General features: G+C 72.6%; 16 protein-coding genes and 5 pseudogenes. 8 read left to right on the top strand and 13 right to left on the bottom strand.

What is annotated here, in order from left to right:
- Nucleotides 1-135: 135 nt before the first annotated feature.
- Nucleotides 136-411: pseudogene (locus QUE47_RS16755) on the bottom strand (nitrate- and nitrite sensing domain-containing protein); the annotation flags it as partial.
- A 402-nt stretch (nucleotides 412-813) separates the two neighbouring features.
- Here QUE47_RS16755 and QUE47_RS08070 point away from each other — a divergent pair.
- The gene (locus QUE47_RS08070) at nucleotides 814-1,791 is read left to right on the top strand and encodes an NAD(P)H-quinone oxidoreductase (protein ID WP_434019761.1); all 978 of its coding nucleotides are present in this window, start codon (nucleotides 814-816) and stop codon (nucleotides 1,789-1,791) included.
- A 24-nt stretch (nucleotides 1,792-1,815) separates the two neighbouring features.
- On the opposite strand, the gene QUE47_RS08065 is transcribed toward QUE47_RS08070, so the two are convergent.
- From QUE47_RS08065 to QUE47_RS08045, 5 genes and pseudogenes are all read right to left on the bottom strand, one after another.
- Nucleotides 1,816-2,760 (bottom strand): EamA family transporter, encoded by a 945-nt coding sequence (locus QUE47_RS08065; protein ID WP_286216859.1) that lies wholly within the window; start codon nucleotides 2,758-2,760, stop codon nucleotides 1,816-1,818.
- Between the two features lie 104 nt (nucleotides 2,761-2,864).
- Nucleotides 2,865-3,799, bottom strand: a pseudogene (locus QUE47_RS08060) (carbohydrate ABC transporter permease).
- Nucleotides 3,796-4,779, bottom strand: coding sequence for a carbohydrate ABC transporter permease (locus QUE47_RS08055; RefSeq protein WP_286216858.1), 984 nt, complete (start codon nucleotides 4,777-4,779; stop codon nucleotides 3,796-3,798). The pseudogene QUE47_RS08060 and the gene QUE47_RS08055 overlap by 4 nt, the downstream one beginning before the upstream one ends.
- A gap of 89 nt (nucleotides 4,780-4,868) precedes the next feature.
- Nucleotides 4,869-6,293, bottom strand: a complete 1,425-nt coding sequence (locus QUE47_RS08050) for an ABC transporter substrate-binding protein (protein WP_286216857.1) — start codon at nucleotides 6,291-6,293, stop codon at nucleotides 4,869-4,871.
- A 176-nt stretch (nucleotides 6,294-6,469) separates the two neighbouring features.
- Nucleotides 6,470-7,492, bottom strand: a complete 1,023-nt coding sequence (locus tag QUE47_RS08045; RefSeq protein ID WP_286216856.1) for a LacI family DNA-binding transcriptional regulator — start codon at nucleotides 7,490-7,492, stop codon at nucleotides 6,470-6,472.
- Nucleotides 7,493-7,597: 105 nt separating this feature from the next.
- On the opposite strand from QUE47_RS08045, the pseudogene map reads away from it, so the two are divergent.
- Nucleotides 7,598-8,397: pseudogene (map, locus tag QUE47_RS08040) on the top strand (type I methionyl aminopeptidase).
- Between the two features lie 216 nt (nucleotides 8,398-8,613).
- Here the strand turns inward: map and QUE47_RS08035 are convergent.
- On the bottom strand, nucleotides 8,614-9,456 hold the full coding sequence (locus QUE47_RS08035) for an HAD family hydrolase (RefSeq protein WP_286216855.1): 843 nt from the start codon (nucleotides 9,454-9,456) through the stop codon (nucleotides 8,614-8,616).
- Nucleotides 9,453-10,733: a serine--tRNA ligase gene (gene serS / locus QUE47_RS08030; protein WP_286219328.1), complete on the bottom strand. Its 1,281-nt coding sequence runs from the start codon at nucleotides 10,731-10,733 to the stop codon at nucleotides 9,453-9,455. Before serS ends, QUE47_RS08035 begins: the two co-directional genes overlap by 4 nt.
- 86 nt (nucleotides 10,734-10,819) lie before the next feature.
- On the opposite strand from serS, the gene QUE47_RS08025 reads away from it, so the two are divergent.
- Entirely contained in the window at nucleotides 10,820-11,908 is a 1,089-nt protein-coding gene (locus QUE47_RS08025) for a diacylglycerol/lipid kinase family protein (protein ID WP_286219327.1), read from the top strand.
- A gap of 34 nt (nucleotides 11,909-11,942) precedes the next feature.
- On the top strand, nucleotides 11,943-13,550 hold the full coding sequence (locus tag QUE47_RS08020; RefSeq protein WP_286219326.1) for a hypothetical protein: 1,608 nt from the start codon (nucleotides 11,943-11,945) through the stop codon (nucleotides 13,548-13,550).
- Nucleotides 13,551-13,626: 76 nt separating this feature from the next.
- Here the strand turns inward: QUE47_RS08020 and QUE47_RS08015 are convergent, their stop codons facing one another.
- Nucleotides 13,627-14,163, bottom strand: a complete 537-nt coding sequence (locus QUE47_RS08015; RefSeq protein WP_286219325.1) for a hypothetical protein — start codon at nucleotides 14,161-14,163, stop codon at nucleotides 13,627-13,629.
- Nucleotides 14,164-14,217: 54 nt separating this feature from the next.
- Nucleotides 14,218-14,442, bottom strand: coding sequence for a hypothetical protein (locus QUE47_RS08010; RefSeq protein ID WP_286219324.1), 225 nt, complete (start codon nucleotides 14,440-14,442; stop codon nucleotides 14,218-14,220).
- 95 nt (nucleotides 14,443-14,537) lie between these two features.
- Here QUE47_RS08010 and QUE47_RS08005 point away from each other — a divergent pair, with 95 nt between their 5' ends.
- Nucleotides 14,538-16,937 carry a hypothetical protein gene (locus QUE47_RS08005; RefSeq protein WP_286219323.1) on the top strand — a complete coding sequence of 800 codons (2,400 nt, stop codon included), beginning with the start codon at nucleotides 14,538-14,540 and terminating at the stop codon, nucleotides 16,935-16,937.
- 9 nt (nucleotides 16,938-16,946) lie between these two features.
- Here the strand turns inward: QUE47_RS08005 and QUE47_RS08000 are convergent.
- Together QUE47_RS08000 and QUE47_RS07995 are read right to left on the bottom strand one after the other, a co-directional pair.
- Nucleotides 16,947-17,650: pseudogene (locus QUE47_RS08000) on the bottom strand (glycosyltransferase).
- Between the two features lie 368 nt (nucleotides 17,651-18,018).
- Entirely contained in the window at nucleotides 18,019-18,843 is an 825-nt protein-coding gene (locus QUE47_RS07995) for a DUF5926 family protein (RefSeq protein ID WP_286219322.1), read from the bottom strand.
- A gap of 67 nt (nucleotides 18,844-18,910) precedes the next feature.
- On the opposite strand from QUE47_RS07995, the gene pgm reads away from it, so the two are divergent.
- Nucleotides 18,911-20,593, top strand: a complete 1,683-nt coding sequence (pgm, locus tag QUE47_RS07990) for a phosphoglucomutase (alpha-D-glucose-1,6-bisphosphate-dependent) (protein ID WP_286219321.1) — start codon at nucleotides 18,911-18,913, stop codon at nucleotides 20,591-20,593.
- A 75-nt stretch (nucleotides 20,594-20,668) separates the two neighbouring features.
- On the opposite strand, the gene QUE47_RS07985 is transcribed toward pgm, so the two are convergent.
- The gene (locus QUE47_RS07985; RefSeq protein ID WP_286219320.1) at nucleotides 20,669-20,968 is read right to left on the bottom strand and encodes a GNAT family N-acetyltransferase; all 300 of its coding nucleotides are present in this window, start codon (nucleotides 20,966-20,968) and stop codon (nucleotides 20,669-20,671) included.
- A gap of 100 nt (nucleotides 20,969-21,068) precedes the next feature.
- Between QUE47_RS07985 and QUE47_RS07980 the strand changes: the two genes are divergently transcribed.
- Together QUE47_RS07980 and QUE47_RS07975 are read left to right on the top strand one after the other, a co-directional pair.
- The gene (locus tag QUE47_RS07980) at nucleotides 21,069-22,367 is read left to right on the top strand and encodes an MFS transporter (protein WP_286219319.1); all 1,299 of its coding nucleotides are present in this window, start codon (nucleotides 21,069-21,071) and stop codon (nucleotides 22,365-22,367) included.
- Nucleotides 22,368-22,615: 248 nt separating this feature from the next.
- Nucleotides 22,616-24,356 (top strand): annotated as a pseudogene (locus QUE47_RS07975) (pyruvate dehydrogenase).
- The last annotated feature ends 40 nt before the right edge of the window (nucleotides 24,357-24,396 follow it).

Genomic DNA, 24,396 nt, shown 5'->3' with positions numbered 1-24,396 from the left:
TCGCGACGCCGCCGGCTGCCTGCTGGACGAGGATCCCGCCGAGGGGGTGTCGAGCGTGACCTGGGCCATCAGCTCGTCGAGCAGGGTGTAGGCCTGGAGGAACTGGGCGAGGTCACGGTCGGCCGACGTCGCCTCGAGCGCGTCCTGCACGCCGATCGCCCGGTCGATGAAGTCGGTGTAGAGACCGGTCGCGGCGGGCTCGGTGAGGTTGCCGTCGTCCACACCCGTGCGGAGCTCGACCAGACGCTCGCGGTCGGCGAGCGTCCTGTTGATCGCGTCCTGCACGGCGGGGTCGAGCGCGGAGACGTCGAGCGCCCCGAGCTGCTCGTCACGCACGTCCAGCGCGGCGTCCGTCTGGGCCCGGGCCTCGTCGAGGCTCCCGTCGTCCTCGGCCCCGCCGGCGAGCGCCATGATCGTCAGCGCGCGCTCCTGCGCGAACCCGGTCCCGGCGGCGTCCTGCGCCTCGAGGGCCTGGACCACGTCGCGCGTCTGCGCGGACACGCGCCAGTCGCCGATCGCGCGGACCGAGATGAGCGTGGCCGCGACGAACAGCACGACCAGGGGCACCGCGATGGCCGCGAGGATCTTCCCGCGAACACTCAAGCTGCGGAGCATGCCGTACCTCTCTCGTCCTACCAGTTCGGTCGCGGACCGTGGGCGTACAGCACGGGCGGCCCCGTCCGGGACCCCTCGTACCGACCTCACGCTCCGATTGTGCGTACCTACTATCGGGGGTGAACCCCCGGATGCCTAACCGGCCCCCCTGCCGTGCGTGAGCGTGGCAGATCTCGCTACCGTCGATCCATGCGCTACATCGAGTGCTCGACCCCTGACGAACCGACCGGTCCTGCGAACCTAGCCGTCTCGACCGCTCCTGACCAGACCCCGTCGGCGGGCGAGGTCCTCGTCTCCGTCGCCGCTGCCGGCGTCAACCGCGCCGATCTGATGCAGCGCGCGGGCCACTACCCACCGCCCCCGGGCGCGAGCCAGGTCCTCGGTCTCGAGGTCTCCGGCACCGTCCTGGCGACCGGTCCAGGCGTGGAGGGCTTCGTCGCGGGCGACGCCGTCTGCGCGCTCCTCGACGGCGGCGGGTACGCCGACCAGGTCGTGGTCCCGGCGGGACAGGTGCTGCCGCTGCCCGCCGGCGTCGACCTCGCCGCCGCCGCGGCGCTCCCCGAGGCGGCGTGCACCGCGTGGAGCAACCTCGTCGACGTGGGCCGGGTGTCGGACGGCGCCTGGGTCGTCGTGCACGGCGGCTCAGGGGGCGTGGGGAGCCTCGCCATCCAGATCGCCACGGCGCTCGGCGCGCACGTGGTCGCCACGGCCGGCGGCCCGGAGCGGGCGGACCGGTGCCGCGCGCTCGGCGCGGAGGTGGTCGTCGACCACCGCACGGAGAGCTTCGTCGAGGCGGTGCGGGCCGCGTCCGGGGGCCACGGGGCGGACGTCGTCCTCGACGTCGTCGGCGCGGCCTACCTCGCCGAGAACGTCAGGGCGCTGGCGACCGGCGGTCGGCTCGTCGTGATCGGCATGCAGAAGGGTCGTCGGGGCGAGCTCGACCTGGGCGCACTCCTGACGAAGCGTGCGTCGGTCGCGGGCACGACCCTGCGCGCGCGGCCCGCGGCCGAGAAGGCGGCGATCGTCGCGGCCGTCCGCGAGCACGTCTGGCCGATGATCGCCGACGGCCGCGTGCGGCCCGTGGTGCACGCGCAGCTGCCGCTCGACCGTGCGGCGCAGGCCCACGCCCTGCTCGACTCCGGCGAGGTCTTCGGCAAGCTGCTCCTCGTCCCCTGAGGCGCCGGCCGCGGGCGGCTCGGCTCAGGCGGGCGGCGTGGGCAGCGTGCCCGCAGGCCCGGTGTCGGACGGCGGCTCCCCCGACGCGTCCGCGTCGCCCTCGGTCCGGGACCGGCCGGCGAGGGCGATCGCCCCGGAGACGAGCAGCAGCCCGACGATCTCCCAGAAGGTCGGCACCTGCCGCAGGACCACGGCCCCGACGAGGGTGGCCGATGCGGGCAGCAGGGCGAGCAGCACGGAGAACGTCGCCGTGCTGACCCTCTTCAGCACGACCTGGTCGAGCGCGTACGGGACCACCGACGAGAGCACCCCGACGCCGACGATCGAGGCCAGCAGGCCGACGTCCGACAGCACGACGGCCGAGGACGCGGCGAAGAACGGGGCGAACACGACCGCGCCCGCGGTCATCGCGACCGCGAGCGACGTGACGCCCGACCCGGCGACGGCGACCCGCCGTCCGAGGAGGATGTACCCGGCCCAGCACGCGGCGGCGGTGAGGAGCGCGACGAGGCCGATGACGGCGTCCGACCGCGACAGTCCCGACTCGAGCGTGACCCCGGCGAGCAGCACCACCCCCGTCGCCGCCAGGGCGATCCCGACCCGCTCCCGCCACCCGCGACCCGTGACGGCGGCGACGGCCACCGGCCCGAGGAACTCGATGGCGACCGCGGTGCCGAGCGGGAGGTGCTGGATCCCGATGTAGAAGGCGATGTTCATCGCCGCGAGGGCGACCCCGAACACGCAGACCCAGCCGAGGTCGCGGCGCGTCCACCGCGCGCGCCACGGGCGACGCCACAGCACGAGGACGACGGCGGCGACGACGATCCGCAGCCACGCGACCTCGGGGGCACCCACGGCGACGAAGAGGCCGACCGCGATCGCGGCCCCGAGGTACTGGGTGAGGCCGGAGGCGACGAAGATCGCCGGCGCGGGGACGGCGTCCAGAACGTTCCCGGGACGTGATGACACCCCGCGAGCCTACGGCTCGACCCTGCCCCGTCCACGACGACGGGGCCGCCGCCGGATCGGTCGTGCTGATCAGGCGGCGACCCCGTGGCCGGCGTACGTGCGGGTCACCCCTTGACGGAGCCCGCCAGGAGCCCGCGGACGAAGTACCGCTGGAGCGCGAGGAACACGATCACCGGGACGATCATCGAGATGAACGCACCCGCCGGCAGCAGGTGCCAGCTCGCGCCACGCGAGCCCGAGAGCTCCGCCAGCCGGACCGTCATCGGTGCGACCCCTTCGCCGACCCGAACGTCAGGCCGACGAGCAGGTCGTTCCAGACCCAGAGGAACTGGAAGATCCCGAACGCCGCGATCGCCGGGACGAGCAGCGGCATGAGGACCTGGAAGAAGATCTTCACGTGCCCAGCACCGTCGACGCGGGCGGCCTCGACGAGCTCTCGAGGGATGTCCTTCATGAAGTTGTGCAGCAGGAAGATCGCCAGCGGGAGCGCGAAGATCGTGTGCGACAACCAGATGGGCCAGAACGAGCCCGCGATCCCCCAGCTCACGTACTGGGTGAGCAGCGGGACGAGCGTGACCTGGATCGGGATCACCTGGAGGGCGAACACCGCGACGAACAGGAACGTGCGGCCCTTGAAGTCGACCCACGCGAACGCGTAGGACGCCAGCAGCGCGATGGTGATCGGGATGATCACCGCAGGCAGCGTGATCACGATCGAGTTGAGGAAGTAGCTCGCGAACGACGTCGACCCGCTGAACAGCGCGTCGTTGTAGTTGTCGAGGCTGTACTCGGCCGTGAAGAGGGTCGACCACCAGCCGCTCGAACGGATCTCGGACGGCGAGCGGAACGACGTGACGAACAGACCGAACGTCGGGATCGTCCACAGCACCGCGAGACAGATCGCGATGATGGACGCCGGCTTCGAGCTGAGCTTGCGCGCCGCCTTGTCGGACCGCGACTCCTTGAGGGGCTTGACGTCACCGCCCTTGCGGCCCCGAGGTGCGTCGACGTCGGGCGTCGTGGGGACTGCCTGGCTCATCGGATCTCCTCCGACTTCCGCAGCTGGCGGACGTTGTAGACGATGATCGGGACCACGAGGACGAACAGGATCACCGCGAGCGCCGCGCCGAGCCCGTTGTCGCCCTGGCGCAGGGCCTGCGTGTAGAACTCGTTCGCCACGACGGAGGTCTCGAACCGGCCACCCGTCATGGTGCGCACGATGTCGAAGACCTTCAGCGTGCCGATGGCGATCGTCGTCAGGACCACCACCAGGGCCGGGCGGATGCTCGGCACCGTGATGTAGCGGAACATGCGGACCCCGCTGACCCCGTCGAGCCGTGCGGCCTCGACGATGTCCTCCGGGATCGCGCGGATCGCCGCGGCGAGGATCGTCATGGCGAACCCGGCCTGGATCCAGATCATCACCACGATCAGCCAGAACGTGTTCATCGGGGCGTCGAGCAGGAACTTCTGCGGCTCGAGCCCGATCCACACGAGGATCTGGTTGAGGAAGCCGATCTGGGGTCGCGACGCCGGCTTGTACTCGTACATGAACTTCCAGATGATCGACGCACCGACCATCGAGATCGCCATCGGCAGGAAGATCAGCGTCTTCGCGACCTTCTCGAACCTCGACCGGTCGACCACGATCGCGTAGATCAGGCCGAGGAGCGTCGCCGCGATCGGGACCAGGATCACCCAGATCGCCGTGTTGCGGAGCACGATCTGGAACTCGTCACGCGTGAAGGCCGTGGCGTAGTTGTCGAGGCCGACGAAGACGTCGGACGTGCGGTTGTAGAACGAGTCGCGGATCGTCTTCAGGCCCGGGTACAGCAGACCGAAGCCGATCAGCAGGATCGCCGGTCCGGAGAAGGCCACGGCGACGACCCAGTTGGGGATGTTCCGCGGTCGGTCGACCAGGAACAGGATCAAGCCCATCACGACGACGAACAGCAGGATCGCGACGACCATGACCCCGAGCTTCTCGGCGATCGAGTCGGCGTTGAGCAGCCAGTCCATGCGCAGCACTCCCTTGTGCGGACCGGGGGCCCGTCGGTACGACGGACCCCCGGTCGACGATAGAACGGGTCAGGCGACCGCGCTCATGGTCAGGACGCAGGCCACGAGGCCTCGATCGCGTCGAGGACGTCCTCGTCGGACTTGTCGCTGGCGATCCACTCGGTCATCTCGCTCCAGAACGACCCGGCACCGACGGCGCCCGGCATCTGGTCCGAACCGTCGAAGCGGAACACATAGCTGTCGTCCGTGAGCAGGTCGACCGAGAGCTGGTCGATCGGCGACTGCAGCAGGCTCTTGTCGAGCCCCTTGTTCGCGCTGATCCAGCCCTGCGGGGTGGCGGTCGCCTTGGCGTTCGACCACTCCGGGCTCGTCAGGTAGGCCTGGAAGGCCTGGACCTCGGGACGGTCGGCGAACGGGACGACGAACTCGCCACCGCCGAGGACCGGCTTCTGCTCCTCGGCTTCGGGGGCCGGGAAGTAGAACGCGAAGACGTCACCGTCCTCGGCGACCGAGAGGTCGGGGTCCAGCGTCGTCCAGTTGGCCTGGTAGAACGAGGCCTGACGGTGCATGTAGCAGAGCTGGTCGACGATCGGGTAGCCACCCTCGGTGAACTCGGTGGTCGCGATCGACGAGACGTCGCCGAGACCGCCGTTCACGTAGTCCGGGTTCTTGAGGATCTCGCCGACGGTGCCGAGGGCCTCGGCGACCTGCGGGTCGTTGAACGGGATGTCGTGGTTGACCCACTGGTCGTAGACGTCGGGGCCGGCCGTGCGGAGCAGGACGTCCTCGAGCCAGTCGGTGGCGGGCCAGCCGGTGGCGTCACCGGAGCCGATGCCGGCGCACCAGGGCTTGATGTCCGGGTCGCCCTCGTTGTCGGCGACGATCTGGTCGGAGAGCGCCACGAGGTCCTCGTAGGTCTCCGGCACCTCGTAGCCGGCGTCCGCGAACGCCGACGGCGAGTACCAGACGAACGACTTCACGTTGGCGCCGAGGGGCGTCCCGTAGAGCGTCCCGTCCACGGTGCCGTAGTCGCGCCACGCCTCGGTGAAGTTCGCGTCCACGTACTCCGACGCGAGGTCACCGACGGGCTTGACCGCGTCCGGGTAGTCCGCCACGAGGCTCTTGAGGAAGCCCGGCTGCGGGACGTACGCGATGTCCGGGACGTTGCCCGACTGGATGCGCACGGGGAGCTGGGCCTCGAACTCCTTGGAGCCCTCGGCCTCGACGGTCGCACCGGTGCACTCCTCGAACGGCCGGTAGGACTCGATCTGCTGCTCGAGCTCGGTGTCGACGATCGAGGTGTAGACCGTGACGGTCTTCCCGTCGAGGTCGCCGTAGTCCTCGTAGGCGGCGCAGTCGAGGTCCGCGGTCACGTCGCCGGCGGTGTTGCCGCCGCCGTCGCCGTCGTCGGAGCCCGAGCTGCCGCAGGCACCCACGAGGAGCGCGAGGCCTGCTGTGCCGGCCGTGACGGCGGCGAGCCTGCGCCGCCGGTTGAGCCGTGTGGTTCTGGTCATGAAAATCCCTCCACGTCACTGTGGCCGCCCGAGCGCGGGCGCCGTCGTCCGAACTGCGGGGTGCGTTCGCACCCACTCCCCATATGCAAGCGTTTACATACGCGTCCTGCAACCGGAGGAGGCCTGTTCGGAATAACGATCCGGTGACGTATTTCGGGCAGCGAGGGCTCCGGTCGTCAGGTAACGGGCTCCGACGCTCGCCCGGGCGGCGCCGTCGAACCCCGCACCAGCAGCTCCGTCGGGTAGGTGAGCACGCTGGGCGCGACGCCGCCCGCCACCATGTCCATGAGGAGCGTGGCGGCGTCCATGCCCTGCTGGAGCGTGTCCTGGGCGATCGTGGTCAGACCGACGAGCTCACCCAGGTCGTGACCGTCCACGCCGATCACCGACAGGTCGTCCGGCACCGTCAGCCCGAGGTCCCGCGCCCCGAGGATCGCGCCCATCGCCATCTCGTCGGACGACGCGAAGACTGCCGTCACGTCCGGCCGCCGACGCAACAGCTCGCGCACCGAGGCCCGCCCGCCCTCGACGTCGAAGTCGCCGTTGACGACCAGCTGGTCGCCGACCTCGAGCCGCGCGTCGGCGAGCGCCCCGCGGTAGCCCTGCTCCCGACCCACCGGCGGGGACCACGACGAGACCAGGTCGGGCACCCCCGTCACGTGCCCGACCACCCGGTGTCCCAGCCCGATCAGGTGCTCGGTCGCGGCCCGGCCCGTCGCGTCGTCGTCGAGGCGCACGGTCACCTGACCGGCAGGCCCCGAGCCAACGAACACCAGCGGGGTACCGAGCCCGGCGAGGGACGCGACCTCGTCGTCGTCGAGCGGGAGGCCGACGACCATGATCCCGTCGACGCGGCGGTGCAGGACGCTCGGGTCCACCCGCCGCCGCGGCTCGCCGTCCAGCAGGTCGAACGTGTACAGGAGGGCGTCGTAGCCGAGCTGCCGCAGCGCGCGCTCGGCGCCGTCGATGACGTTCGCGAAGAACCAGCGGTTGACCCACGGGGTGAGCAGACCGATGGTGCGCGTGCGACCGCTCGCGAGCGACGCCGCGGACGGCGAGGCGACGTACCCCAGCTCCTGGGCGGTCGCGAGGACCCGGTCCCGGGTGCGGGAAGAGACGTTCGGGAGGCCGCGGAGCGCGCGCGAGACCGTGGCCGTCGAGACTCCGGCGGCACGGGCGACCTCGTCGATGCCTGTCACGCTCGACGATTGTGCTCCGATTACCCTGGGGAAGCGAACGCGTGACGTCGACCCGACGGAAGCGGACGCCCCGACCTGCGACCAGTCTCCCGAGAGGACACCCCGATGATCGAGCTGCGCACCCCCGTGAGATCGAGCAGATGCGACCCGCCGGAGCGTTCGTCGCCCAGGTGCTCACCGAGGTCCGCGCGACGACCCGCGTCGGCACGAACCTCCTCGAGATCGACGCGATGGTGCACCGGATGATCCGGGAGCGCGGCGCCGAGTCCTGCTACATCGACTACCACCCGTCGTTCGGCGCCAGCCCGTTCGGCAAGGTCATCTGCACCTCCGTCAACGACGCCGTGCTGCACGGCCTCCCGCACGACTACGCGCTGCGCGACGGCGACCTCCTGACCATCGACTTCGCCTGCTCCGTCGACGGCTGGGTCGCTGACTCGGCGCTCTCGTTCGTCGTCGGCACTCCTCGCGCAGGGTCGGACGGCGAGTCGGACCGCAAGCTCATCGAGGTCAGCGAGCGCGCGCTCGCCGCAGGGATCGCCGCTGCCGTGCCGGGCGGGAAGCTCGGGGACATCTCGGCCGCGATCGCGGACGTCGGCCACGCCGCCGGGTACACGATCAACACCGACTTCGGCGGCCACGGCGTGGGGCGCACGATGCACGGCGACCCGCACATCCCCAACGACGGCCGGCGTGGTCGCGGCATGAAGATCCGGCCCGGGCTCGTCATCGCGATCGAGCCGTGGTTCCTCGCGACGACGGACGAGATCTACGGTGACCAGGACGGCTGGACGCTGCGGTCCGTGGACGGGTCGCGCGGCGCCCACTCGGAGCACACGATCGCGGTGACCGAGGACGGGCCGCTGATCCTCACGGCCCGCGGGGGCGACGCCGGCGAGGCCTGAGCGCCGAACCGGTGGTCTGACCTCGCCGACCCTCGTGGCCTGACCTGGCCGAACCGGCGATTCCATCCCGCCGAACCGGCGGTTGCGTGCGATCTGGGGCCCGGGATCCGACACAACCGCCGGTTCGGCGCGGGGCCGGCGACGGGCGGACGACGACGTCGACACCCGGTTCGGCGCGGGGCTGGCGACGGGGGACGGGGTGACTGGGGGACGACGTCAGGCGAGCAGCGAGCGCAGCAGTTCCGCCGCGCCGTCGTCGTCCACGCTCCCGGTGACCTCGTCGGCCGCAGCGCGGACCTGCTCGGCGGCGTGACCCATCGCGACCCCGCGCGCCGCCCAGCGGAGCATCTCGAGGTCGTTGAACCCGTCGCCGAGGGCGACGGTCCGGTGCGGCTGGACGTGCAGGATCCGGCGCAGCCGCTCGAGGGCGGTCGCCTTGGACACGCCGAGCGGCGCGAGGTCCATCCAGGCCGTCCAGCCGACGGCGTAGGTGATGTCGTCGAGACCCAGCCCCGCGACCATGTCGTGGAAGTCCGCGCTCGAGTGCTCGGGGCTCCGGACGACGACGCGCGTCACCTCGCGCTCCCACAGGTCCTCGAACGGCACGACCTCGTGCTCTCCGCCGAGCTCGCCGTCGGGGAATGGGGTGTTCAGGCGGAAGCCGACGCCGATCTCCTCGACCGCGTACCGCGCGTCCGGCAGCTGCTCGCGCAGGAGCCGCAACGCGGGGCCCGGGTCGAACGTCACGACGTCGTCGAGCACGAAACCCTGCGGCTCGGCCTGGTCGAGGCGCACCGTCACGGCGCCGTTGGAGGTCACCGCGTACCCGTCGGTGAGCCCCAGGGCGTCCGCGACCTCGCGGATCGCCACCACCGACCGGCCGGTCGAGAGCACGACCTCGTGACCGGCGTCGCGCACCGCGCCCACGGCGTCGCGCACCACGTCCGAGAGCACCTCGTCGTACGAGATGAGCGTGCCGTCGATGTCGAGCGCGACGAGCAGGGGCCCCTCCGGGTGACGGGCGCCGGCGCCCGCGGAGTCGCCCGGCGCAGGGGTCACGCGACGGGCTCGATGACCTCGAGGCCGCCCAGGTACGGGCGCAGGCCCTCGGGGACCCGCACCGACCCGTCGGCCTGCTGGTGGTTCTCGAGGATCGCGACGATCCAGCGGGTGGTGCCCAGCGTCCCGTTGAGCGTCGCGATCGTGCGCGTGCCCGTCCTGCCGTCCTCCTCCGTGCGCTCGCGCACGTTGAGACGACGCGCCTGGTACGTCGTGCAGTTCGAGGTCGACGTGAGCTCGAGGTAGCGGTTCTGGGTGGGGAGCCACGCCTCGCAGTCGAACTTGCGGGCGGCGCTCGACCCGAGGTCACCGGCCGCCGTGTCGATGACGCGGTAGGGCAGCTCGCACCGCGCGAGCATCTGCTCCTCCCACGCCAGCAGCCGCTGGTGCTCCGCCTCGGCGTCCTCGGGTGCGCACCAGCTGAACATCTCGACCTTGTGGAACTGGTGCACGCGGATGATGCCGCGGGTGTCCTTGCCGTAGGAGCCGGCCTCGCGCCGGTAGCAAGCGCTCCACCCGGCGTAGCGCTTGGGGCCGGCCGAGAGGTCCATGATCTCGCCGTGGTGGTAGCCCGCGAGAGCGACCTCGCTGGTGCCCACGAGGTACAGGTCGTCGGACTTGAGGTGGTAGACCTCGTCCGAGTGCGCACCGAGGAACCCGGTCCCCTGCATGATCTCGGGGCGCACCAGGGTCGGCGTCATGACCGGTGTGAAGCCGGCCTCGATCGCCTGGTCCATCGCCGCGTTCATGATGGCGAGCTCGAGGCGCGCGCCGATGCCCGTCAAGTAGTAGAACCGGGCCCCCGAGACCTTCGCGCCACGCTCAGTGTCGATCCCGGCGATGCCCTCGCCCAGCGCCAGGTGATCACGCGGCTCGAAGCCCTCGGCGGCGAAGTCGCGGATCGTGCCCTCGGTGCGGAGCACCACGAAGTCGTCCTCGCCGCCCGGGGGCGCGCCCTCGACGACGTTGTCGATCGACCGGAGCAGGCGCGTGAGCTCGGCCTCCGCGGCCTCGGCGTCCGCCTGGCGGGCCTTGACCTCGCCGGCGAGCTGCTTGGTCCGCGCGAGCAGCTCCTGCTTCTCGTCGCCCTGGGCCTGGGCGACCTGCTTGCCCATCGCCTTCTGCTCGGCCCGCAGCTGCTCGAACTCGTTCAGCAGGGAGCGGCGCAGGGTGTCGGCAGAGAGCGCCGCGTCCACCAGGTCGGGGTCGTCGCCGCGGGCCACCTGGCTGGCCCGGACCACGTCTGGCTCGTCGCGCATCCTCTTGAGGTCGATCACCCCTGAAGGGTAACGAACCCGCCAGGCGCGGTCGTCGTGAATACGCGCGGACTCCCGCGCCGAGCGGTGGCACTAGCGTGTCCCCCATGACTGCGGACCTGTGGATCGACCTCATCGCGATCCTCGTCGGGGCCGCCGCCCTGACCATCGCCCTCGTCGTGCTCGTCCAGCTGCGCCGCCGCCCGGCGCGGGACAGCGCTCCGGCCCCCGACGCCGCCGTCCACCGCGACCTCGTCGCGTTCATCGCGAACCCCTCGAAGCCCCAGGTGCCCGAGTTCGAGGCGATCGCCCGCGCCGCCTGCGCGCAGGCCGCCCTCCCGGAGCCGCTGTGGATCGAGACCAGCGTCGACGACCCGGGCGTCGGCCAGGCCCGCGAAGCGCTCGCCCAGGGCGCGGACGTCGTCGTCGCGGTCGGTGGCGACGGCACCGTGCGCGCGGTGGCCGAGGCCCTGACCGGCACGGGCACGCCCATGGGGATCGTCCCCGCGGGGACGGGGAACCTCCTCGCCCGCAACCTCGACATCCCCGTCACGGACAAGGAGGCGGCGCTGCGCATGGTCGTCGCGGGCCGCGACCGGACGATCGACGTGGGCTGGGTTCGCGTCCTGCAGTGGCGGGACGGCGAGGAGCCCGAGCAGGACGGCGACCGCAAGCACATCTTCCTCGTCATCGCCGGGCTCGGGTTCGACGCCGCGATGGTCGCCGACGCCGACGACCAGCTCAAGGCGAAGATGGGCTGGGTCGCCTACTTCGTCGCGGGGATCAAGCACCTGCACGGCCAGCGGATGCGCGCGCGCATCACGGTGGACGACAACGCCCCCGTCGAGACCCGCCTGAGGACCATCCTCGTCGGCAACTGCGGACGGCTCCCCGGTGGCATCAACCTGCTCCCGGACGCCCGGATGGACGACGGGCTCCTCGACGTCGGGGCCATCGACACCCGCGCGGGCATCGCCGGCTGGGCCCAGCTCTTCGGCGAGGTCGTGATGCAGGGGTTCGGGGTCCGCAACGACCTGCCCGCCAAGATCGGCCGCATCGACCACACGACCGCGCAGCGCGTCCGCATCCACGTCGAGGGTGGGGAGCAGGCGCAGGTGGACGGCGACGTCGTCGGGCCCGCGGTCGAGCTCGAGGCATGGGTGGACGGCGCCTCCCTCGTCGTCCGCGCCGGTTGAGCCCCGGCAGCGCACCGTTCCGTAGGCTGGCCGCGTGACCACGACCGGCGTGCCCGCGCGACGGGGATCCGTGGCGCGCACGCTCCTGGCGCTGCTGGCCGCCGTCCTGCTCGTCGCGCTGCTCGCGCCCGGCTCCGCCGCCGTCGCGGGCGTCGGCTCTGGCGTCGGCTCGGGCGTCGGCTCAGGTGGCTGGACGTCGGCCGGCAACGATCTCGGCCCGGCCCCGGCCGAGCCGGCCGAGCCGGCCGAGTCGGTGCTCCCAGACGCCCTCTCTGCCGAACTACCTGCCGAACACTCTGCCGGGCTACCTGCCGCGAACGACTCGGACGACGCGACGCTCCTCGTGGGCCTGGGCGGGCTGCGCTGGGACGACGTGACGCCGTCCACGACCCCCACGCTCTGGCGCATGATCGACACGGGGTCGGTCGCGTCGGTGAACGTGCGCACGGCCAGCGAGCTCACGTGCCCGACCGACGCCTGGCTCACGCTCTCCGCGGGGAGACGGACCTCCGTCCCGGCCGAGGAGGCGCCGTCCGGCACCCCCGACGCCTCGACCGGCGCGACCGAGGACCCCGAGGGCGCGGACGAAGAACCGGTCGAACCCACACCGACGTGCCCGCCGCTGTCGTCCCCCGCCGGGGGCGACGCCACGGTGGCGGGCTCGGTCGAGGTGCCCGGGTGGGACGCGCTCCTCACGCCCGACGAGCCCGTCGAGCCCGGGCTCCTGGACGGCGACGCCGCGACCGAGCCCGGCGTCGGCCCCGGCATCCTCGGTGACCGGTTCGGCGCGGCCTCGCTCTGCTCGACCGCCGTCGGGCCCGGTGCGGCCGTCATGCTGGCCGACGGGGACGGCGTCGTCGACCGGTACGCCGGGTCGCTCGACGTCCTGACGGACGAGGATCTGACGGCCTGCCCGACGACCGTGATCGACCTCGGCGAGCTGCCGGAGAGCGGCAGCGAGCGCACCGACTCCCTCGACGAGCTGGACACCACGCTGCGCCGACTCGTGACCACGGTGCCCGGCGGCTCGCGCGTGATCGTCGCCGGCGTGACCGGCACACCGCCGGCCGAGCCCGACCTCCAGGTCGTCGTCGACTGGACCGCCGGCGCCGACCAGACCCGCTGGCTCACCTCGGAGGGCACGCGCAGGCCGGGGTTCGTCCAGCTCTCCGACCTGACCGCGACGCTCGCCGACGACGCGGGCGTCAGCACCGCGCAGCTCGACGGGCACCCGATCGAGGCCGGCGAGGAACGCCGCACCGGGGTCACCGGCACGGTCGAGAACCGGCGCTACGTCAACGTCCTCACCGCGACGATCCCGTCGCTCATGCCGGTGCTCGTCGGAGTCCTCTCGCTGGCGCTGCTCCTGGCGCTCGGGCTGGCGCTCGGGCGCCCGAGGACCCCCTCGTGGGCCGCCTGGTCACGGCGACGGCGGCGATCGTCGCGTCGGCACCCGTCGCCGCCTCCCTGGCGACGTTCAGCCGCTGGTGGGTCCAGCCCGCGCCGACGTTCGTCCTCCTCGCGTCCGTCATGGCGGCAGCGACCCTCGTCGCGGTCGTGGCGTGGTGGATCAGCCGTGCGCTGCCCCCGCACCCGTGGAACCTCGCGACCGCGATCGCGGGGATCTCGTGGCTCGTCCTGACCCTCGACGGGCTCGCCGGGACACCCCTGCAGCAGGGGTCGCTCCTCGGGCCGTCGCCCGCGCTCGGCGCACGCTTCTACGGCTTCTCGAACATGACGTTCGCCGTGTACGCGGTCAGCGGGCTCGTCCTCGCGGCTGGGCTCGCGTCCATGCTCACGTCCAAGCTCACGTCCAAGCTCACGTCCAAGCTCCCCGAGCTCGGCGCGGGCACCGGGCGGGACGACGACAGGGCCGGCGCGACCCGGCGCACCCTGGTGCCGGTCCTCGCCGTCGGCGCCGTGACGACGATCGTCGACGGCTGGCCGGCGTTCGGCGCCGACCTCGGTGGGATCCTCGCGCTGGTCCCCGCGTTCGCCGTGCTCGGTCTGCTGCTCGCCGGGATCCGGATCACCTGGCGCCGGACCCTGGTCGTCGCCGCCGCGACGGTCCTCGTGGTCGGGGTCGTCGCGGTGCTCGACTGGGCCGGGCCCGGGGAGCCGTCGCACCTCGGGGCGTTCGTCCAGCGCATCGTCGACGGCGAGGCGATCTCGATGGTGGCGGGCAAGGCCGCTGCCGCCTGGGCCACGGTGGCGAACTGGGCGGGCGCCCTCGCGATCGTGCTGCTCGTCGGCATAGTCTGGGCGGTGCTGCACCCCGTGCGGGCGCGACTGCCGCGTGTGCAGGCCGCCTACGACGCGTGGCCGGGGCTGCGCCCGCTCGTGCTCTCCCTGGTCACGATCGCCACTGTGGGCTCGCTGCTCAACGACTCGGGCGTGATCATCGCGCTCGTCGTGCTGCTGGTGTCGGTCGCGATGCTGGTCGCGACGTTCGCGGCGGGCACGGCCGACAGCGACGACAGGGCTTCGACCTCCGGCGCGGCCGGCAGCAATGGTGCAGCCGGCACGGCCGGCACGGCCGGCACAGGGGCGCAGGCCGAGCGTGCCGAGCGGGCCGAGGAACCCGACCCACAGCTCGAGCTCCTGCCCGCCGTGCGCAGCACCCACCACGATGCTCACGATCGGGGGCGGGCTGCTCGTCACGATGCTGATGTTCGCCGTCGCGATCCCGTCCGGCAGCACCTCGGCGGCGGGCCGCCAGGCGGCGGTCTCCCCGGAGGAAGAGGTCGTCCGGAGCGGGTCGCCGCTGGTCGTCGTCGGGACCGCCGGGCTCCGCTGGGAGGACGTGTCCTCCGGCCGCGCACCCACCCTCCGGTCGCTCACCGCGGAGGACGCCGGGACCGCCGGGGACAGCCTCCCGACGGGGAGCGCGTCCCGGTGCACCACGGGTGGCTGGCTCGCGCTCTCGGCCGGGGGCCTGGCCGAGGTCACCGACACGAGGTCGGACGACGGCGCGTGGCTCTGCCCGGACGTCACCGTCGCGGACGGCCAGGTCTCCGGGTGGGACGACCTCGTCGGCCTGCAGGACGGGTCGACGTACCAGGCGGACCTGGGCCTGCTGGGCGACACCCTCGATGGCGCCGGTGCGTGCACGACGGCGATCGGCCCCGGTGCGGCGATCGCGCTGGCCCGCGCGGACGGTTCCGTGGACCGCTACCTGCCGCTGGACGACGCGCGCGACGACGGCGCCGGCGCGCTCGCTGCGGCGCTGGCCGAGTGCCCGGTCTCGGTGATCGACGCGGGCGACGTGACCGCGGTCGGCACGCAGACCGGCGCGCCGGAGGATGCAGGGGCACAGGCAGGTACACAGGCAGATGCGCAGGCGGACGCATCAGACACCGACCCCGCGGAGGAGCAGGAGTCCCCGACCCCCGAGGAGGAGGCGGCCGAGGCCGCGGCGCGGGAGGCCACCCGGAACGCCGCCGTGCTGGCGGTCGACGAGGTCGTGGCGGACGTCATCGACGCGGTGCCCGCCTCCACCACGGTCCTCGTGGTCGACGTGGCCAACGTTCCCGGGACGCGACCGGCGCTCGGCGTCACCGCGGTGCGCCCCGGTGTCGTCGACCCCGACGGCGCGCGGTTCCTCACGAGCGCGTCGACCCGGACCGACGGCGTCGTCCGTCTGCTCGACGTCCCGTCCACCGTGCTCTCGGCCGTGGGCGCAGAGGTCCCGTCGACGATCGAGGACACCCCTCTCACGTACGGCAGCCCCCGCCCCACGGACGCTGCCACGGCCGCGGACGAGCTCACCGACCTCACCGCCCTCGACCACGTGCGGCGCGGCGCGTACATCTGGTTCGTCGACGTGCCCCTGTACGCCGGGCTCGCGCTCGCCGGGCTGTGCCTCGCGCTCGGCCGGTGGGGTCCGTGGGGTCGGTCGTCCGAGCGGCTCCGGTCGCGCGGGAGACGGCTGGCCGAGGCAGCGGCCCTCGTCCTGACCTCGCTCTCCGCAGCCGCGTTCCTCGTCTCCCTGACGTCCTGGTGGCGGTTCGACGCCCCGGGCTGGGCCCTGGCCGCCTCGACCGTGGGGATGACCGCCGCGGTCGCCGGGCTCGGCGCCCTGGCACCACGGCGGCCGGTGTGGGCCGCGCCCGCGATCGTCACCGGCCTGACCTTCGTGGTCCTCACGATCGACGGGGTGATCGGCACGCCGCTCAACCGGGCGAGCCCTCTCGGCTCCGCACCGACGTTCGGTGCGCGCTTCTACGGCTTCGGCAACCCGACGTTCTCCGTCTACGCCGTCGCGGCCGTCGTCGTCGCCGCGGCGCTCGCCCAGTGGCTCGTCGCCCGGCAGAGGCGTCGGACGGCGGCCCTCGTCGTCGCGGTGATCGGCGTCGTCGCGATGCTCGTGGACGTCGGCCCGACCTACGGGGCCGACCTCGGCGGTGGCCTGGTGCTCGCACCCACGTTCGCGGTGCTCGTCCTCGCGGCCTCGGGCGCGAGGCTCACGTTCCGGCGGTTCTTCGTCGTCGGGACCGCAGGAGTCCTGGCGGTCGCGGCGGTCGGCGTGCTCGACTGGCTCCGGCCGCCCGCGGAGCGCTCCCACCTCGGACGGTTCGTGGCGCAGGTCATCGACGGCGAGGCCTGGGACACGCTGCTGCGCAAGGCCGGCTACGCGCTCCGGTCCGTCCTCGGGGGCGTTCCCGTGTGGCTGACCCTCGTCGTCCTGGTCCTCGCCGCGCTGCTCCTGTTCGCCCCACGCCGCTTCACGCCGCGCTGGTTCACCCGGACCGAGGACGAGTGGCCGCTGCTGCGCCCCGCGGTTCTGGCGATCTGGGTCATGGCCGTGGCGGGCTCGTTCGTGAACGACTTCGGCGTCCGCATCGCGATGATCGCGCTGATCCCCGCGGTGCCTGTACTGACGATGGCGGCCCTGCGGGCGGCGGCGACGGCCGGGACGGCCGCGCAGGGCAGTGCCTCGGCATCGGCATCGGCAGACACGACCGCACCCGCCGAGAGCGGGCGCGCGGAGGCAACACCCGCCGAGAGCGAGGAAGAGCGGGACCGGTAGCCGGGAGGGTCAGCCCTTGGTCCGGCGTCCGCCACCGACGAGGGACCGCGCGCGGCGCGCGGCGACGGCGATCTGGACGTCCCGGTACTGGGCGGCGCGGTGCATCTGCCCCTTGAGGTCGGTGCCGGAGGCACGGTGCCGCAGGTCGCAGGGGACCTCGACGACCACGTAGCCGGCGCGGAGCAGGTCGATCGTCATCCCGGTCTCCACGCCCCAGCCGTGGGCCAGCGGCGTGGCGGCCTCGAAGGCCTCCCGAGTCAGGCAGCGCATCCCGGACAGCGGCTGGGTCGGGGCCCAACCCCCATGCGGTGGATCGCACGACGCGCGGCGCCGACCACGATCCCGCGACCTCCCGCGCCGGGCTGCGGCGGCAGGAGCGCGATGGCGACGTCAGCGATCCCGTCGACGACGGGCGACACCAGCGGCGCGGTGTTCACGGCGCTCTCGCCGAGGTCACCGTCGATGAACAGGAGCAGCCTGGGCGCGCGGTCGGCGGCGTCACGCATGGCGACGACGGCGGCCCCGGTCTCCATGGCGGCGGCCTTGCCGCGGTTGTGCGAGTGGCGCACCACGACCGCGCCTGCCTCCCGCGCGACGTCCTGCGTGTCGTCGGAGCTCCCGTCGTCGACGACGAGCACCATGTCGACGAACGGGATCGCTCGGGCGGCGCGGACGGTGGCCGCGATACGGCCCGACTCGTCCTTCGCGGGGATGACGACGGCGACGCGTTGGTGGGCGTGCGCACGACCGCGTGCGGGTCGCGCGGGGCGCGGGGTCTTGGCGACGGGATCGGGGACGCTCGCGGTGAGATAGCCACCACCGAGCCCGTGGCCGTCGGACCCCTGCGGCGCTGCGGGCGAGGGTTCCGGATTCACAAGTCTCACCCTAGTGCAAAGAACACGTACGCGAATCATCTTGGACGTGTCGAGAACAACCTCTCCACGCTGCCCACCTGGTCTCCTCGGAACCTTTGCGCGGTTCCCAGGATCCGCTCGGGATCCCCGACGTCAGGGACCACTGACGTGAGGGCGCCGAGCACCGGGCGAGCACCGGGAGCCGCAGTGCGGCTCCCGGCACGAGGTCAGCGCAGCGTGACCTGACGGGCGACGATCCCGGCACGCGCGCGACGGCCGTTCGCGTCGAGCGGCTCGTCGATCGCGAGGACCTCGTCCAGCTTCTTCCGGAAGGCGACGGCGGGCTCCTCGAGCTCGTCGGCCTGGGTGCCGCGCGGGAATTCCCACACGGGCACGAGGATCCCGGACGACCGGAACGCGCCGATGAACTTGCCCGTGCCGAGTCCGGAGTCGCGCTTCGCGTGCAGGCGGGCGATCGCGTCGATCAGCACGTCCTCGTCGTACGGGAAGGCCCAGCGGAGGAACTCGCGGCTCATCGAGCACCAGTACGCCGACTCGACGCCGTCGAGCTTGACGGTCGGGATGATCGACTCCGACGACTCCTCGAGCGCGGCCGCCATCTCGGCGTCCTTCTCGGTCGAGGGGTCGAGCCAGAAGCCGAAGTCCTCGTGGACCGTGGCGACGAACGGGACGCTCAGGTCCAGCACGTCCTGCAGCCGCGGGCCGGCGCCCGGGAGCCCGTTCGCCTGGACCGACGTCCCCGGCTCGGTGTCGAGGGCCTCGAGCAGCACGTCCGCGAGGTCGCGGCTCGCGTCACCGGAGCCGGCGAGCGTCTGGAGGGCGACGAGCACGACGCCGTCCGTGCGGTGCAGCGCGGACCAGCCCTCGGGCAGGACCGTCACGAAGAGCACCTCGCGGGAGCCGTACTCCTCGGTCGTGCGGGCGGGGGCGGTCGCTGCGGGGACCACCTCGCGCATCGCGACCAGATCGGTCTCACCGGGGATCCCCTCGAAGGGGCGCAGCACGAAGTCGGGCGTGGAGTTCTTGGCCATGCGCGCGAGTCTATCCGCGACGCTCGCCCGCCACGCAGACGTCGGCGGGCGGTGGCAGGATCGTCCTATGGACCCCCGCGCCGGAACCCTCGCCCGTGAAGAAGACCTCATCGACGTGGACGCCGTGGTGGGCGCCTACTACGACCTGCACCCCGACGTCGACGACCCCGCGCAGAAGGTCGTGTTCGGCACCTCGGGCCACCGCGGCGCGAGCCTCGACCACGCCTTCAACGAGGACCACATCGTCGCGACGACGCAGGCGATCGTCGAGTACCGCCGCGGGCAGGGCACCGACGGGCCCCTGTACATCGGGCGCGACACCCACGCGCTCTCGCTCCCGGCGTGGCAGAGCGCCCTCGAGGTCCTCGCGGCGTCGGGCGTGACCGTGATGATCGACGCCCGCGACAGCTACACCCCGACCCCCGCCGTCTCCCAGGCGATCCTCCTGCACAACGGCGCCACGTCGTCCGACGGCGTCCGCACCTCCGGCCCCGGCCTGGCGGACGGGATCGTGGTCACCCCGTCCCACAACCCGCCGCGCGACGGCGGGTTCAAGTACAACCCGCCGCACGGCGGCCCGGCCGGCTCCGAGGCGACCGGATGGATCGCGGACCGCGCGAACGAGATCCTGCGCTCCGGCGTCGGGCAGGTGAAGCGCGTGTCGCTCGACGAAGCCCTCGCTGCCGACACGACGCACCGTCACGACTTCATGAGCTCGTACGTCGACGACCTCGCGAGCGTGCTCGACCTCGACGCGATCCGGTCGTCGGGCGTGCGGATCGGCGCCGACCCCCTCGGTGGCGCTTCCGTCGAGTACTGGGGCGCGATCGCCGAGCGGTACGACCTCGACCTGACGGTCGTCAACCCGCAGGTCGACCCCCGCTGGGCGTTCATGACGCTCGACTGGGACGCCAAGATCCGCATGGACTGCTCGTCGCCGTACGCGATGGCGTCGCTCGTCGAGAAGATGACGGGTGAGGGCACGTCCGACGTCTTCGACGTCGCGACCGGCAACGACGCGGACTCCGACCGGCACGGCATCGTGACGCCCGACGCCGGCCTGATGAACCCCAACCACTTCCTCGCCGTGGCGATCAGGTACCTCTACTCGGGTGCGCGCCCCGGCTGGCCGGACGCCGCCGCGATCGGCAAGACCCTCGTCTCCTCGAGCCTGATCAGCCGCGTCGGCGCGTCGCTCGGGCGCGAGGTCGTCGAGGTGCCGGTGGGCTTCAAGTGGTTCGTCCCCGGCCTGCTCGACGCCTCCGTCGGGTTCGGCGGCGAGGAGTCCGCGGGCGCCTCGTTCCTGCGCAAGGACGGTCGCGTGTGGACCACCGACAAGGACGGGATCCTCCTCGCGCTGCTGGCGTCGGAGATCATCGCGACCACCGGGAAGTCCCCCTCGAAGCACCACGCGGAGCTCGTCTCCGAGTTCGGCGAGTCCTGGTACGCCCGCGTCGACGCCCCCGCGACCCTCGACGAGAAGGCGACGCTCGCCAAGCTCTCGCCCGAGCAGGTCACCGCGACGTCGCTCGCGGGCGAGGAGATCACCGCCAAGCTCACCGAGGCGCCCGGCAACGGCGCGAAGATCGGCGGGCTCAAGGTGACGACGGAGAACGCGTGGTTCGCGGCCCGGCCGTCCGGCACCGAGAACGTCTACAAGATCTACGGCGAGTCGTTCGTCTCCGCCGACCACCTGAAGACGGTGCAGGCCGAGGCGAAGGACGTGGTGTCGGCGGCGCTCGGCGGCTGACCGGCTGCGCAGGCCCGCGCGAGCTGCGCGTCGCCCGCGGTCGGCCGTGCGTCTCCCGCGGCGGGTCGTGCGCGGCTAGCCGCGGGAGACGAGGTCCCAGTACTCGGGGTGACGCTCGATGTACGAGTCGATGAACCAGCACGTCGGGATCACCTTGAGCTCGCCGTCCCGCGCGTCGCGCAGGGCTGCCCGGGCGAGGGCCGAGGCGATGCCCTGCCCCTCGAACTCGGTCGGGACGACGGTGTGCGGGAGCTCGATCGTCCCCTCAGCCAGCACGTACTCCGCGATGCCGACCACCGTCCCGTCCGGGGTCCTGGCCTCATAGCGGCTGGCCGCCCACTCGCGGACGACCTCGTACTCCATGCGTTGCGCCATGGCTCAGTCAAGCACGGGCGGCCCGCCCGAGCCCGGGCGGCCCGATGCCACGCTCGTCACACTGGATCGGGCGCAGATCGGGCGCCGTGGCCCGGACCAGGTGCCAGACTGGGACGGTGGTACAGGAATCTCCCCGCGACGCACCCGTCGCAACCCCTACGCCGAGGTCCTGCGCACCCCCGGCGCCGCGAAGTTCTCGGCGGCAGCGCTCCTCGCACGGATGCCCATGGCGATGCTCGGCATCGGGACCGTGCTCATGGTCGAGCGCTTCTACGACTCGTACGCCCTCGCGGGGCGCGTCTCCGCGGCGCTGATCCTCGCGCAGGCGATCTGCTCGCCGCCGCTGGCCCGGCTCGTCGACCGCAAGGGCCAGCGGCGCGTCATGCTGCCCCTGATCCTCGTGGCGGCGGTCTCCCTGTCCGGCCTCATCCTGATCGGTAATGCCCGCGGCCCCGAGTGGCTGCTCTACGTCTTCGCGGCCCTCGCGGGAGGTTCCGCCGGCTCCTTCGGCTCGATGGTCCGCGCCCGCTGGTCGTACGCGCTGCCCGACCCACGCAAGCTCCACACGGCCTACTCGCTGGAGTCCGCGCTCGACGAGGTCGTCTTCGTGGTCGGGCCCGCCGCCGTGACGATCCTCGCGACGAGCGTGACGCCGTCCGCCGGCCTGGTCGTGTCCCTGGTCGGGGCGTTCGTCGGGGGTCTCTGGTTCGTCTCCCAGCGCGCCACCGAACCGCCCGTGGCGGTCACCGCCGGGACCGGTGACCGCGGGACGGACGGCGCCGTCTCCGCGACCGCCGCACGGGTGCCCACCGCGATGCGCACCCCCGGCATGCTCGCCCTCGTGATCGTCTTCGTCGCGATGGGGGTCATCTTCGGCGCGACGGACGTCGCCACCGTCGCGTTCGCCGACGAGCACGGGATGCCCGGGATCTCGGGCGTCCTGCTCGCGGTGTTCGCGTGCGGCTCGTTGGTCTCCGGGCTGGCGTACGGGGCGCGGCACTGGGTGTCGCCGCTGTGGCAGCGGTTCGTGATCGGCATGGTCGCCCTCGCCCTCGGCACCGCGCTCTTCTCCCTGGCGCACTCCGTCCCGGTGCTGGCGGCCGTGATGTTCGTCGCCGGGTTCGCGATCGCCCCCACCCTGATCAACGGCAACGCGCTCGTGCAGCGGCTCGTCGCGCCCTCCCAGCTCACCGAGGGGCTCGCGTGGGTCGGGACCGCGCTGGGCGTCGGGGTCTCGATCGGCGCGTCCCTGGCGGGGATGCGGGTCGAGACCGTCGGCGCGGCGGGCGGTTACCACGTCGTCATGGCCGGCGGCGCGCTCGCCGTGGTCGTCTCCGCCCTCTCGATCCGCAGCCTCAGGCGCGACCGTGCGGTCGACGTCGTCGCCGAGGACGCCTGACCGATCGATCCGCTGCGCACGCACGCGCCCTGCGGGAGGGCGGTGGTGTCGCGTCGAAGCGCTGAGCGGGTGATCGTGGAGGCAGCGCCCGCACACGGGTCACGACGGCCCGGGCCGCAGCCGGGTCCGCCGCACGTCCGACAACCCGCCGACGATCCGTCCGACAGCCCGTCCGACAACCCAGGAGGTCTCGTGCCCTTCGGCATCAACCGCTCCCCCAGGACCAGAAGGACCGCACCGTCGCGGACCTGCTCGTCGCCCAGCTCGTCGCGGCGGGGGTCAAGCACGTCTTCGGCATCGTCGGCGACAGCCTGAACCCGGTCGTCGACGCGATCCGCCGCTCCAACGAGGACGGCACCGGCATCGAATGGGTCCACGTGCGCCACGAGGAGGCCGCCGCGTTCATGGCCGCCGCGGAGGCCGAGGTCACCGGGAACCTCGCGGTGTGCGCGGGCTCGTGCGGCCCCGGCAACCTGCACCTGATCAACGGCCTGTACGACGCGAACCGCTCCCGCGTGCCCGTCCTCGCCATCGCGAGCCACATCCCGAGCGCGCAGATCGGTACGGAGTTCTTCCAGGAGACGCACCCGGACCGGCTCTTCGTCGAGTGCTCCGTGTACTCCGAGATGATCTCGTCGGCCGCGCAGGCCCCGGGTCATCAACTCGGCGATCCACCACGCCGTCGCCGGCCCCGGCGTCGCCGTCCTCACCCTGCCGGGCGACGTCGCCGACCTCGACGCGCCGGACGCCGTCCCGGACGTCGCGTACCCGCCGCGCCCCGCGCGGCTCGTCCCCGACGCGGACGCCGTGCGCGACCTCGCCCGCGCGATCGACGCCGCAGGCAAGGTCACGATCTTCGCGGGGGCCGGCGTCCGGCACGCCCGCGACGAGGTGCTGGCCTTGGCCGAGAAGATCGGCGCCCCGGTCGGCCACTCGCTGCGCGGCAAGGAGTGGATCCAGTACGACAACCCGTTCGACGTCGGCATGAGCGGCCTGCTCGGGTACGGCGCCTGCGACGACGCGATCCACGACGCCGACCTGCTCCTCCTGCTCGGGACGGACTTCCCGTACGACCAGTTCCTGCCGGACGACGTCCGCACCGCCCAGGTGGACATCGAGCCCGCGCGCATGGGCCGCCGGACCCGGCTCGACCTCGCGGTCGTCGGGGACGTCGGCGAGACCCTGCGCCTGCTCACCCCGCAGGTCGAGGCTGCGCGCAGCACGAAGTTCGTGGACCACATGCGCAAGAAGCACGAGAAGGCCCTCGGCGGGGTCGTCGGCGCGTACACCCGCGACGTCGAGCACGAGACCGCGATCCACCCCGAGTTCGTCGCCGACCAGCTCGACCAGGTCGCGGGCGACGACGCGGTGTTCACCGTCGACACCGGCATGTGCAACGTGTGGGCGGCGCGCTACCTGTCCCCGAACGGGCGGCGGCGCGTCATCGGGTCGTTCCTGCACGGGTCGATGGCGAACGCGCTGCCGCACGCGAACGGCGCGGCGTTCGCGGCGCGCGCCGCAGGCTCCGATCGGCAGGTGGTCGCGCTCGCCGGCGACGGCGGGCTGTCGATGCTGATGGGCGAGCTCATCACCGCCAGGCACTACGACCTGCCCGTGACCGTCGTGCTGTTCAACAACGCGACGCTCGGTATGGTGCGGCTCGAGATGCTCGTGGACGGCCTGCCGTCGTTCGGCACCGACTCGCCCGACGTCGACTACGCGGCCGTCGCCGCCGCGCTCGGGATCCCGTCACGACGAGTCACCGACCCCGCGGACGTGCGGCGGGCGCTCGAGGAGGCGCTGGCCCAGCCAGGCCCAGCCCTCGTCGACGTGGTCACCGACCCGCGTGCCCTGTCGATCCCGCCCAACATCACCGCCGGCCAGGTCCGCGGCTTCGCGGCGGCGCTGACCAAGGAGGTGCTCGGCGGGGGCATGGGCGAGGCGGTGTCGATGGCGCGGTCGAACCTGCGCAACGTGCCGCGTCCCTAGCCCCGGGCCTCCGCCAATGCACGACCGCTACAGATGCCGA

Source organism: Paraoerskovia sediminicola, from assembly GCF_030296575.1.
Classification (GTDB): Bacteria; Actinomycetota; Actinomycetes; order Actinomycetales; family Cellulomonadaceae; genus Paraoerskovia; species Paraoerskovia sediminicola.
Note: the sequence above shows the minus strand (reverse complement) of the source record. Positions and strands in the feature narration are given on the sequence as shown.